Below are 13535 nucleotides of genomic sequence, written 5' to 3'. Positions count from 1 at the left end.
CCGCCGCGCGCGCCGTCAGCGGCGCGCCCGGGGGCCCGCGGCGCGCGTCCGCGGCAGCCACGAGGGCCCGCGGCCCTGCCTGTCACTTCCGGGGCGAAGAGCCGCCCGACCTGGGCGTCGGCGCCTGCGCCACCGGACGCAGGTTGATGGTCAGCACCTCGTCGCGCGTGAACACCACGAAGCGCGCCTCCGGCGTGTACCCGTCGGCCGCGACCCGGATGCGGTGCCCGGTGCCATCCCGGCTGAACCGCGCGAAGAACGGGTTGCTGGGGAGCTCGACGTCGTCGAGGTAGATCTTCGCGTCCAGCGGCGTGGCGATGATCCGGAGCTCGATGAGGTTGGCGACGGGAGCAGGCGTCGGGCCGGGTCCGGGGCCCGGGCTCGGGCCCGTCGTATCGACCGGAGAAACCTGATCCGGAGAAGGCCCCGGCGGGGGCCACTTCATCGTCATCACCGCCCACGCGGCCCCGCCGATCAGCAGGACGGAGAGCACCGCGATCGCGGCAGTCCACAGCGCCTTCCGCCGGGTCGACTGCGTGTTGGCCACCATGATCGTCGGGATCGTCTGGCGGTTCGAGATGCTGTCTTCGCGCGCGCCGTCGTCGCCCAGCGTGTGGTCCGGCACCTGATGGGCGTACGGCTGCGACATCTGAGACATCTGCGACATCTGCGCGGCCATCTGCGACATCGGCATGCGCTGGGACCACGGCGCGGCGCCGCGCTCCTCGAGCACCGGCAGGACCTCGAACTCCTCCGGGCCGTCGGCCGTGTCGGCGTGGAGGCGACCGAGCTGATCGCTGATCGCGGACCGCACCTCCGCGCGGCGGTTCGCGAACGTCTCCCCGATCAGGCGGCCGATCTCCGCCGACGAGGGGCGCCGCCCCATGGTCGCGAGGTAGGCCTCGACGTCCTCGCGCATCTGGGCCGCGGTCGCGTACCGGTCCTCAGGCGCCATCGCGAGCGCGCGCGAGCAGATGCGATCGAGCGCCTCGGGCGCCGCCGGCCAGCGCTCGCGGAGCTGCGGGATCTCGCCGAACGTGAGCCGCTGGAGGATCTGCACGTCGGAGAGATCCCCCCAGAAGCGCTCGCCCACGACGAGCTCCCAGAAGATCAGGCCCATCGAGAAGACGTCCGCGCGGCGATCCACCATCGTCGCGAGGGCCTGCTCCGGCGCCATGTACCGGATCTTCCCCTTGACGACGCCGGTGCTGGTGTCCGCGTCGCGCGTCGCCCACTTCGCGATGCCGAAGTCGACGACCTTCGCCTGCCCGTCGTAGGTGACGAAGATGTTGTGGGGGCTGATGTCGCGATGGACCACGTGGAGCGGCTGCCCGTTGAAGTCCATGAGGTCGTGCGCGTAGTGCAGCCCGGCGAGCGCGTCGGAGAGGATCGCCAGGTAGATCGCGCGGTGCCGTGAGGGGTCGAGCTTCCGGCAGATCCGGTCGAGCGAGTGCCCCTCCAGGTACTCCATGACGATGTAGTACTGGTCGTCGATCTGGCCGCACTCGTACGTCTGCACGACGTTCGGGTGGTTCAGCCGCGCGGCGAGCCTCGCCTCGTCGAGGAACATCGCGTTGACCTCGGGCTCGGTCGCGATGCCCGGCTTCAGCCGCTTGATCACGACAAGCTTCTCGAACCCGAGCGGGCCGCGATGCGCAGCGAGGAAGACCTCGGCCATCCCACCCTGCCCCAGCTTTGCGATCAGCCTGTATCTCCCGAAGCCTCTCGCGGACTGCACGGGGAGCCGGACGATCATCGATGACGAGGTCACAGCACCCGATCGTTCGTAAGGATTGCTGACTCGTCAAGCAGACTCATGGAGATGTGCATCCCGACCGACACCCGGGGCCGAGAGCGCACGGCTCCCGGCCCCGGGTGCTCCGATGGTTGAGGAAAATTCCGCTACCTTGGGCCGTTCTCCGCGCGCGCTCAGCCCTCGCCGATGGCGATGCCGAGCGCCTGACGCAGCGCGAAATACTGATCGCTTGTCGAGAAGGTGATGAGCTCCTTGAGCTTGTCCTGGGGCGGGAGATCCCCGGGCTGCTGCGGCTCGGCGGCGATGATCTTCTTGGCGATCTCGAGATCGCCCGAGAGGAGCAGGCCCGCGCGCGCCGCCGTGATGTCGACGCACTGGACCCAGCGCTTGATGTTCGCCTTCGCGCCCTCCGCGAGGAACTTCTTGACCACCATCCGGAGCCCCTCGAGCTGCATGGGCTGCATGAAGCCGCGGAGCGTCTGCGCGGTGGCCGTGATCTGCTTCTCGATGTCCTGCGGCACCGGCGTGTCGGGCGCGACGAGCTTGATCCCCGCGAAGAGGAGCACCGTCAGCTCGGTGACCGTCGGGAACAGCGTCTTGATGTAGTGCTCGCCGCGGTACATCGCGAGGTGCTTGCCCACGATGAACGTGAGCTCCTGCGGCGAGAACCCGGTCAAGACGGTCTGCCCCGCGACGGACGCCGGCTGCTCGTTCGCCACCGCCACGAGCGCGCCGGGCACGTCGCTGCGCACGTAGAGCCGCGGCGCCGTGATGCCGAGGACGTTGGCCGCCCAGCCGAAGGTCCGGGCGAACGTCACCGTCGAGGTCGCCGGATCTTGCAGGAACCGCTGGTCGAGGACCGGCAGCTCCCTGCGCTGCTTCAGCGTCTCGATCTTCGCCCTGAGCGCGGCGCCCGCGATCATCTCGAAGATCTTGCCGACGTAGAGGTTCTCCTCCTCGTGGAACAGGTTCCTGATCCACTGCTCGTTGTCGAGCCGGCTCTTCGCCTGGATGAGCCCCTGCGGGCGGTAGTCCTCGAAGTACTGCTGCTCGTCCGGATCGGCCTTGCGGAGGAACGCCAGCGCCGCCGCGATGCACCAGGCCTGGTCGTACTGCTTGCCGTCCACGTACAGGCGGTAGAGCCGCTTGTACGGGTCGATCTTCATCGGATCGAGCTTGACCATCGCCTGGAACTCGCCGGTGGCCAGATCGAACTGCTCCGCCTGCTCGTAGAGCTCCGCCAGGATGAGGTGCTCCGTCGCGTCATCGGGCTTGAGCCGCGACGCCATGCGGAACGTCTCGACCGCGGCCGTCCTGTCGCCGAGCCGGTCGCGGTAGATGAGCCCGAGCGCGTGCCAGAGGCTGTACTCGAGGTCCGTGTTCCCCTTGCCGGCGACCCGGTGCAGCATCTTGCGGTACGCCCGCTCGAGCTGCTTCCACTCCTTCTGCGCCGTGAGGATCTTGTTGATGCGCTCGAAGGCCTCGAGGGAGTGCGGGTTCAGGTCCAGCGTGTCGTTGAACAGCTCCACCGCGCGCGCCGGATCCTCCAGCTTGTCGCGGTAGATCTGCGCCATCGTGTAGAGGTAGCGGCTCTTGCGATCCGGCTGCGACTCGAGCTCGGCGATCTGCTGGAGGCACTCCACCATCCGCTCCCACTGCCCCGTGCGCTGGTAGAGCTGGAGCAGCTTGTGGAGCAGCACGTGGTTCTGCGGCTCCAGCTCGAGCGCCTCCTCGAGGGCCTCCACGCCCTTCGGGATGTTGTTCTCCTTCTCGACCCAGATGTCGCCGATCTCGTTCAACATCCTGAACCGCTCGAGGCCGTCCATGACGTTGTCGAGGATCTGCCGCTTGTACTGGCAGACCAGCTTCCAGTCCTTGAGCCCCTCGTAGACGGAGACCATCGCCTCGAGCGTCGGCCGGTGCGAGGGCTCGGCCCCGAGCGCCTTCTCGAAGTTGTTGACCGCCTGCTTCGACTGCCCCTGCGCCTGCTTGATGCAGCCGAGCTTGTAGTAGACCGTGGCGCGCTCCTCGGTCTCGGCCTCGTCCAGGCTGGTGAGCACCTTCTGGTAGTTCGTCAGCGCGCTCGCCCAGTCGCTGAGCTTGAAGCTGACGTCCGCCAGGCCCCGGATCGTCTCCTGGTCGGTCAGGTCGAGGTTGTGCGCGGCCGTGTAGGCCTTGAGCGCCGCCTCGTCCTTCCCGAGCCGCTCGAGGACCCGCCCGAAGGTCCGCTGCAGCCGGTGCTGCTCTGACCGGTCGCGCTTGCCGCTCTTCCGGACGAGCATCTCCGCGAGCGGCTCGGCCTGGGCCCACCGCTCCGTGGAGACGTACTCGCTCAGGAGCGGCATCGCGGCGTCCTCGTTGTCGGGGTCGCTCTGGAGCGCCATCTCGTACGCCTGCACCGCGAGCGCGTGCTCGCCGAGCATGTCGTCGCGGAGCTTGCCGAGCTCGACGAGCAGCCGCGCCTTGGCGCGGGGCGCGTCGGTGTTCATCTGCTCCTGCTCGAGGTAGCGCGCCGCGCGGTCCCAGTCGGCCGCGTCGATCGCGATGACCCGCAGCGCCGCCAGCGTCGGCACGTGGGACGGGTCGAGATCGAGCGCCATCTCGAACCGCTCCTGCGCCAGCCCCCGCTCGCCGAGCTTCTCGTCGAGCTGCCGGCCGATGCGGTAGTACATCTCGACGCGCTGCTTGCCGTCGGCCGTGAGGTCGGCGACGCGCGTCATGTACTCGATGGCCTTCGACGAGTTGTCCTGCTTCTCGTAGAGCTTGGCCAGCGCCTCCAGGGCCGGGATGTGCGTGTCCTGGATGTCGACGATGTTCAGGTAGGCGTCGATCGCGCGGTCGAGATCCTCGATCTCCTCCGCGTAGACCTTCGCCGTCTGGGACCAGAGCTCGATCTTCTTCTGCCGATCCTCGGCGGCGTTGATGTGGCGGTCGTACGTGTTGATGAGATCGTGCCACTGGCGGAGCCGGCGGTAGCAGCGCTCGAGGGCCTCGAGCGCCGGCTCGTGCGACGGGTCGATCTCGACCACCTGCTCGAGCCGCGCGGCCGACAGATCGGGCTTCAGGAACTGTTCCTCCTGGAGGGTCGCGATCTTCATCAGCACGTCGATGCGCTCGCGCTCCGTGGTGACCACGTCGAGCTGCATCTCGAGGACGCGCACGAGATCCGGCCACTGGTGCGTGCTCGTGTACACGCGCTCGAGCCCCCGCATGGCGAGGAGGTTCGAGGCGTCGATGTCCAGCACCTCGCGGTAGACCGCGCCGGCCTTGTCGATCAGGCCGAGCTTGGTCTCGTAGAGGCCGGCGGTGCGCAGCTTCACGGACGCGACCACGTCGGGCTCGGTGACGGCGCGCGCCTTGCGGAGCAGGACGTCGACGAGATCGTTCGACTGATCGCGGTCCGTGTAGATCCGCTCCAGCGCCTCGAGGGCCGGCAGGTGGAGCGGATCGACGTCGAGGGCGCGCCGGTAGAAGCTGAGCCCCTGCTCGACCTCGCCCATGTGCTTCTCGAGCACCTCGCCGAGCTCGGTCAGGATCTCCTTCCGGTCGACGTCGGTGACCGCGACGTTGAGGGCGCTGGTCAGCATCTGGCCCTGCTGCTGCCACTGGCCGGTCTTCTTGAGGTAGTTGGCCATCTGGCGCAGCACGGCCACGTTGTTCGGGTCGTACGCGAGGATCTGCTGGTAGTACGGCTGGGCGTACTCGGGGTGGCCGAGGTCCTCCGCGTACCACTTGGCGAGCCGCAGGCAGAGCGTGATCTTCTGGAGCGGCGCCGTCTGCTGCTGCAGCCAGCCGTTCACCGTCTGCACGAGCTCGGGCCAGCGGTTCGTCGCCTGCGCCATGCGCTCGAGGTAGCGGACCGTGTCCATGTCGGAGAAGTCCATCTCGAACGCCGTGAGCAGCGCGTCGAAGGCCTGGGGCTTGTCCTCGAGCTGCTCCTCGAAGACGCGGGCCACCTTGCGGAGGATCTCGGTCTTCTCGTGCACCTCCTCGCGCGAGTCGAGCCGCGCGAGGTAGAGCTCGATGAGCGGCTCGCTGCGCCGGGCCGCGTCGTGGAGCTGCTCGAGCGCCGCGAAGGCCTGGTCGTGCGTCGGCTCGAGCTCCAGGACCTTCTCGTACGCGAGCGTGCCCTTGTCCCTCTCCTCGACCTGGTGCTCCCAGATCTGCGCCACCTCGAGGTACTCGCGCACCTTGTCGGCCGGCGACTCGTAGGCCGCCGCCCGGCCCATCTTGACGTCGATGACCTCGACCCAGCGCCCCTCCGCCCGGAGCAGGTTCTCCAGGGCGGCCATCGCCTCGAAGTCCTTCGGGTCGACCTCGAGCAGCTTCCGCCAGGCGTCGATCGCGTCGTACGACTGCCCGAGGACGTGCTGGTAGGTCGTCCCGAGCTCGCGGTAGAGCGCGATCACGTTCTCGGCCGGCAGGACGTCCCGCGCGCGATCCACCGTCTGGTGGAGCGCGCCCACGATCTGCTCGGGCTCGTTGCGCAGCCGCCAGATCGCCGCGATGGCGTAGAGCGCCTCGAGGTTCGCGTAGTCGATGTCGAGCACGCGCTGGTAGTCGTCGAGCGAGGAGTCGTCGCGGCCGAGCTGCTCGTGGAACAGCTTGGCGCGGCGGAGCAGCACCGCGACGCGCGACTCGTCGTCGATCGCGATGTCGTAGTGCCGCTCGAGGACGTCGCAGAGCTCGGCCCACTGCCCGACCCGCTCGTACAGGTTCGACAGCGCCGCGAGCGCCTCCGGATCCTCACCGCGGAGGTCGAGGACGCGCTTCCACGTCTCGACCGCGCCCTGGACGTCGTTCAGCCGATCGGCGAGCAGGTGCGCCATCTTGGCGCGGATGTCCGCCTCCTGGCTGTCGCCCATCGCGTTCTCGAGCTCGCGCTCCAGCACGACCTTGAGCTGGGTCCAGGCCCCCTTGGTCGTGTAGATGCGCTCGAGCGCGCTGATCGCCTGCTCGTTCGTCGTCTCGAGCTCGTCGAAGATCCGCCGGAAGGCGCGGATGGAGTCGTCGAGCTGGCCGAGCCGCTCCTCGTACGTCTGGCCGAGCCGGAGGTAGAGGTCGACGAGCTCCGGGCGGTCCTCGGTCGCGCGCACCCGCTGCTCGAGCACGCTCGCGAGCTCGGGGTACTGCTCGAGCTGCGTGTAGATCCGGTCGAGGTTGGAGAGCGCCTCCGCCTCGAGCGGCTCGATGCCGAGCACGTACCGGTACGTCTCCTCCGCCTTCGCGACGTCGCTGAGGTCGGTCTCGAAGACGCGCGCCAGCCGCTTGCCGATGCTGGTCTGCACCTCCTTGTCGGCGTGGATGCCCAGCACGTCGGCGTACGCGTTCGCGAGCAGCTCCCAGCCGCCGTCGACCGAGCCGGCGAGCCGCTCGACCTCCTCGAGCGTCTTCTCGTCGCGCGGGTACTCCTTGAGCGCCCGGATGTAGACGCTGAGGGCCCCGTCCACCGAGATGAGCCGCTCCTCCTGGAGCTCGCCCAGCCGGTAGTACATCGCCAGCCGGTCGGACTCCTGGGTGAGGTGCGCGAGCTCCGCCTCGAGCACGCCGCCGAGCTTCTCCCACTCGGCCGCGGCCTGGTAGAGCGGCTCCAGGATCGCGCCGATCTCGATCTGCTTGATCCCGGCCGCGAAGAGCCCCTCGAGGGCCTCCAAGGTCGGCGTGTGCTCGGGGGCCGCGGTGAGCACCTCGCGGTACGCCGCGATGGCCGCCGGCAGGTCGTTGAGCCGGGTCTGGTGCACCACGCCGAGCCGGTACTTGAACTCGAGGATCTCGTCCGGCGACTGCGCGATCTCCGCCTCGCGCGAGAGGATCTCCACGAGGTCGCTCCACCGCTCGGTCGCGGTGAAGAGGCGGTCGAGCGACGCGATCGCGGCCTGGTTCTCCGGATCGACCTCGAGCACGCGCCGGTAGCGCGCGACGGCGCTGTCGATGTCGTCGAGCTGCGTCTCGAAGATCTGCGCGAGCCTGAGCCCGAGCTCGACGAAGCGCGACGGCTCCTCGCCGAGCCGGCCGAGCTCCGTGTCGTAGAGCGCGGCGACCTGCGGCCAGCGGTTCACCATCATCGCGAGCCGCTCGAGGTTGGAGAGCGACTCCTCGTTGCCGATGTCGCACGTCACCGCCCGCGCGTACGTCTCGAAGGCGGAGAGGTGATCGCTCAGCATCTCCTCCGAGAGACGGGCGATGCGGTGGAGCAGATCGACCTTCTCGTACGGGTCCTCGGCGACCCGGACCCGGACCTCGAGCACGCTGATCAGCTTCTGCCACTCGCCGGACGCGTCGTAGATCGGCTCGAGCACCAAGGCGGCGCCGAGCGCGTCCCGGCTGCCGTCCTTGATCTGCTCGAGCGCGCGGAGCGTCGGCTCGTGGTCCGGCATCTGCTGCAGGAGGTCACGGTAGAGCTCGATCGCGCGGGGCACGTCGTCGAGGTGCTTCTCGTAGAGCTCCGCGATCCGGTACTGGTAGCTGATGCCCTCGGCCGGGTCCGAGGTGATCTCGGCCTCGTGCTGGAGCACGCTGAGCAGCTCGAGCCAGTTCTGCGCGGTCTGGTAGAGGACGTCGAGCCGACCGAGCGCCTGGAGGTCGTCCGGATCGATCTCGAGCACCCGCTGGTAGGTGTCGATCGCGCTCGCCACGTTGCCGAGCTCGCGCTCGTACACCGCGCCGATCTGGTAGTAGATGCGCTTCTTCTCGCCCGAATCGAGGACGAGATCGGCCTTCTTCGCGTAGACCGAGAGCAGCTCCTGCCAGCGCGAGAGGCTCAGGTAGAGCTTGGTCAGCGCGTCGATCGCCCGCAGGTCCTCGGCGTCGAGCTCGAGCACCTTGCCGTAGACCGCGATGGCCGGGTCGTGCCGCTCGAGCACCTCCTCCTCGATGCTCGCCGCCTGGAACAGCGCGAGCTTCTTCTCGTTCAGGTCGTCGAGGATGTCCGCCTTCTGCTGGAGGATCTGCGACAGCTCGTTGTAGCGCTCCGACGTCCGGAACAGCCGCTCGAGCGACTCGGCCGCGTGCAGGTTGCGCGGATCGATCTCGAGCACGCGCCGGTAGTGCCCGACGGCGCTGTCCATGTCGCCGAGGTCGCTCTCGTAGATGCGCGCGCTCATCGTGTAGAGCGTGCTCGCGAGCTCCGCGTCGGTCTGCTGCGCCGCCAGCGTCTCGAAGACGCGCGCCAGGTCGGCGAAGCGACCGGTCGCGCGCGCGAGCCGATCGAGCCCCTCCTGCGTCGACTCCGAGGCCGGATCCTGGCTCAGCGCCCGGGCGTAGGTGTCGAACGCCGAGCTGAGGTCGCCGCCCGCGTCCTCGTAGAGCACGGCGATCTGGTGGAGCAGCTCGACGCGACGGGTCACGTCGTCGCTGCGGCGCACCTGCACCTCGTGCACCCCGATGAGCTTCGTGTAGTCGCCCGACTGGCGGTACAGGGGCTCGAGGATCTCCGCGATGGCGACCTCGTGCTCGGGGAGCTTGCCGAGGCGCTCGAGGGCCTCGAGCGCCTCGACGTTCGTCGGCTCGCGCTCGAGCACCTGCCGGTAGATGTCGATCGCCGAGTCGACGAGCCGCATGCGCGACTCCCGGAGCGCGGCGAGCCGGAGCATCAGCCGGATCTGCGCCTCCTCCTCGACGGCGATGCTGAGCTGCGCCTCGAGGTTGTCCGCGAGCTCCTCCCACATGCCCTGTCGGCTGAAGAGCCCGTCGAGGGCGGTCAGCGCGACCAGGCTCGTGTCGTCGATGGAGAGGACCTCGCGGTAGGCGGCGATCGCCTCCTCCGGCTGCCCGAGCCGCTGCTCGTAGACCTCGGCCATCTGCGCGTAGAGGCCCTCGCGCTCGGAGGGCTCGTGCACGAGCTCGATGCGGCGCCGGTAGACGCCGATGAGATCGCCCCAGCGCTCGGTGCGCCGGTAGAGCGCGTCCATCGCCTCGAGCGCCTCCGAGTCGGCCGGATCGATCGAGAGCACGCGGAGGTAGCCGTTCGCCGCGTCCTCGACCTTCCCGAGCCGCTCGTGGATGCTCGCGAGCCGCATCCAGTACTCGCGGCTCAGCCGGGCGTCGCTCAGCGAGTCCGCGATCTCGCTGAAGATCACGTCGAGCCGATCCCAGGCGCCCGCCTGCGCGGCGAGCGACTCGAGCTCCGCCCGGGTCTCGGCGTGCGACGGGTCGTCCTTGAGCGCCCGCGACTGCGCGTCGAACGCGCGGCCCAGGTCGTTCAGGCTCTCGGCCGCCGTCCGCGCCACCTTCCGGAGCAGCGAGACGCGCGTCGCCGTGTCGCCCTCGGCCGCCGCGAGGATCTCGAGCGCCTGGATCAGCTTCTCCCAGTCGCCGCGCCCCTCGTAGATCTCCTGCAGGATCGCCGCCGCCTCGGCCCGCAGCGACTCGTTCGAGAGCAGCGCCTCGAGCGCGAGGCGCGCCGCGTCGTTGCCCGGATCGAGGATCAGGATTTCCTTGTAGTTCTCAAGCGCTCCGGCCGCATCGTTCAGGTGCTTCTCGAGGGTGCTCCCGAGCCGGAACTTGAGGTCGATGAGCGCCTGCTCGTCGAGCGGGGAGTCGATGCGCTTGCGAAGCACGTCGACGTACGACTCCCAGTCCTGCTGCTCGCGGTAGAGCTTGTCGAGCGCCGCGAGCGCCTGCGGGTCGGTCGGCTCGTCGTCGAGCACCTGGCGGTACGTCGCGATCGCCCGCGCCGCGTCGCGCAGCTCCCCTTCGTAGAGCTCCGCGATGGCGTAGAGGATCTGCTTTCGCTCCTCGGGCTCGGTGATGATGTCGAGCTTCTTCTCGTAGATGCCGAGCAGATCGCCGAACCGGCCCGTCTCGCGGTAGAGCCGCTCAAGGGCGCTGATCGCGGCCTGGTTCTCGCCGTCCGCCTCGTACACGGCGCGGAACTGCGCGAGCGCCTCGTCGATGCGCTTCACCTCGTCGAGCAGCACGCGCCCGAGCCGGAGCCGGAGGTCGACGCCGAGCGCGATGTCCCCCTCGCCCTCGGCGCGCGAGATCGCCGTCGAGTACGCGTCGATGAGGGCGTCCCACCCCTCGGTGGCGCGCGCCGCCCGCTCGACGTCGTCGATGCACTGCTCGTCCTGCGGGGCGATCTGGAACGCCGAGAGGTAGCGCTCGAACGCGCGCTGCGGCTCCTTGAGCCGCGTCTCGTACAGCGCGGCCACCTGCCGGTAGAGGTCGAGCCGGGAGACGTCGTCCTGGTCGTGCGAGAGCTTCACCTCGATCGCGCCGGCGAGCCCCTTCGGGTTGTTCGCCTGCGTGTAGATCGGGATCAGCGCCTCGGCCGCGGCGAGGTGCGAGCCGTCGATCGAGAGCACCTTCTCGTAGGCGCGCGCCGCGCGATCGGCCTTCTGCTTCTGGTTCATCCAGAGCTCGGCGATCTTGACCAGCAGGCTGATCTTGGCGGCGTCGTCGGTCTCCTTCGCCTCCTGCGACTCGAGGACGCGGATGAACTCGTCCCACTTGCCGCTCTCGGCGTAGAACACCTCGAGGTCGTCCCAGCGCTGGAGCTGGAGGTACGCCTTCTTGAGCGCCTCCTGGGCCTTGCGGTCCTGGGGGTTCAGCGCGATGACTTCTTGCCACGCGCGGACGGCGGCCTCGTCGTCCTTGAGGCGCTCGCCGTAGAGCTGCGCGAGCTTGCTGAGGAGCGCGAGCTTCTGCGTGCTGTCGAAGGTCGTGTCGACCTGCTTCTGCAGCACCCGCGCGAACGCCTGGTAGTCCTTGTTCTTCTCGTAGAGCCCGGCCAGCGCGTTCAGCGCCTCGGGGTTCTCCGGGTCGTTCGCGAGGACCTCGTCCCAGAGCTCGATGCAGAAGTCGACCTTCTTCACGCGCTCGGACGCGAGCTTCGCGATCTCGAGGTACTTCGCGGCGCGCTCGCCGCCCTCCGGGAGCGCCGCGGCCTCGCGGCGGAGCAGCCCGATGAGCTTCTCCCAGTCGCGCCGCTTCTCGTAGCTCTGGCGGAGGAAGTCGATCGCCTGCGCGTGCTCGCCGTCGATCGCGAGGATCGCCTCGTAGCACTTCACCGCCTCGGCCGCGTTCGAGAACTTGCCCGAGTAGAGCTCGGCCGCCTTCGAGTAGTTCTCGATCTTCTCGGCGGGATCCGACACCGCCTCGGCGATCTCGATCAGCGTCTTGACGTACTCGTTGTACCGCTTGGCCTGCTCCTGCTTCTGGGCCTTGGCCTTGAGCTCCTCGACCCGGCCCGCGGCCTCCGCGGCGGGCGGCGGCGGCGCCGTCGGGCGCCGGCCGACCTCGGAGTCGGCGGGCCTGCTCTCGGCGGGCGCGCGCGCCGGCGGCGCCGGCTCTGCCGCGACCACCGACGTCCTCGCGCCGCCGTCGTCGTCCGACGAGGCGTCGGCCGGGACGTCCGCGGGCGTGCTCGCCCTGCCGCTCACGGGCGCAGGCGCGCTCACGGGCGCAGGCGCGCTCACGGGCGCAGGCGCGCTGACCGGCGCCGGCGTGCTCACCGGAGCGCGCACGCTGATCGGCGGCGGCGCGCTCACGGGGATGGGCGTGGCGTCCGCCGCGCGATCGACGGGCGCGGGCGCGGGCGCGGGCGCCGCAGCCACGGGCGCCGCAGGCGCGACGGCCACGGGCGCGGGCGCGGGCGCGGCGGCCGTGAGGCGCTCGCCGATCTGCGCCTCGAACGCGCTCACGCTCGGGTGCGTCGGGGCGACCGCCGCGAGCCGCTCGAACCAGCTCCTCGCGCGGATGAGGTTTCCGAGCTGCCGCCAGGCGACGCCGCCCGCCTGCGCGATCATGTACGGGGAGCTGCCGTTCTGGTTGGCGGCGCTCTCCGCCAGCGCCGCGACGCGCTCCCAGTTGCCTTCCTTCGTCCCCCAGAGCTCGCGCAGGTAGGCGAACGCCGCCTCGTTCGACGGGTCGTACCGGAGCGCTTCTTCCAGGAGCTTCGAGCCGATCTCGACGTTCTGGTGCCGCGTGGCCCAGCGGACGCCGAACTTGAACGCCGCCTCGCCGCGGGCCACGCCGGAGCGCGCGTCGAGGATGCGGCGCTGCGTCTCCACGATGGCCTGCGGCCGCTCCTCCTCGGCGAGCAGCCCCTCGAACATCGCCGCGGCCTGCTTGTCGGAGGGCGACACCTCGTACGCCCGCCGGAGCAGGTCCTCGAGCTGACCGCGATCGAAGCGCTTCGCGAGCCGCGCCGCGCGGAGCAGCAGCCTCTTGCGCTCGCTCGTGGTCGCGGCTGCGTCGGCCGCGTCGACCAGCTCCGTCATGTGCGCCGCCCACGACGACTGATCGACCTGCATGTCGCCGAGGCAGGCGCGCGCCTCCTCGCTCGTGCCGCCGGAGACGCCGAGCGCGCGCGCGTACGTCGCCGTCGCCCGCTCGAAATCGCCCGCGTCGCACAGGACGTCGCCGAGCTCCACGAGGAGCTCGGCGGCCGCGGTCCCCTCCGGGGCGTTCCTCAGCTCGAGCTCCAGGAGCTTCTGGACCATGTTGGTCTTGCCGAGATCCCAGTAGATGGAACGAGCCGACTCCAGCGCCTCGAGCAGCGCTGGATTCAGCTTGTACGCGTCCTGGAAGTGCTTCAGCGCCTTGACGGCCTGAAGGAACTTCTCCTCGAGCAGCCGCCCGAGCTTCAGGTGATATGCCGCCTTCCGGGTCGCGTCCCCTTCGGCCGCAATCCCCTTCTCGAGCTCCTCGACGAGCCCTTGCCAGTCATGAACCGACTCGAGATGATTGAGACGCTGCGCAAGATCCATTGATTATCGACCCTCGGCCCCGACCTTCGAACGGATTGAAACGCTCACGTGTCCCGCGCGGCGCGCGG

The 13535-nt window shown here is 69.5% G+C and carries 2 protein-coding genes; both read right to left on the bottom strand.

Going from position 1 to position 13535, the window contains the following annotated elements; genetic code table 11:
• Positions 1 to 82: 82 nt before the first annotated feature.
• A complete protein-coding gene (locus WME96_RS14660; RefSeq protein ID WP_437290734.1) occupies positions 83 to 1738 on the bottom strand; it encodes a serine/threonine protein kinase in 1656 nt (551 codons plus the stop codon).
• Positions 1739 to 1929: 191 nt separating this feature from the next.
• Positions 1930 to 13467 (bottom strand): tetratricopeptide repeat protein, encoded by an 11538-nt coding sequence (locus tag WME96_RS14655; protein ID WP_437290733.1) that lies wholly within the window; start codon positions 13465 to 13467, stop codon positions 1930 to 1932.
• Between the last annotated feature and the right edge of the window lie 68 nt (positions 13468 to 13535).

The organism is Sorangium sp. So ce406 (assembly GCF_051474675.1).
Taxonomy (GTDB): Bacteria; Myxococcota_A; Polyangia; order Polyangiales; family Polyangiaceae; genus Sorangium; species Sorangium cellulosum_G.
This window is presented reverse-complemented; position numbering and strand designations above follow the sequence as displayed.

What these genes read in the sequence shown, in the direction of transcription:
- WME96_RS14655 (WP_437290733.1), bottom strand. Translation starts at nt 13,467, where the DNA reads ATGGATCTTGCGCAGCGTCTCAATCATCTCGAGTCGGTTCATGACTGG.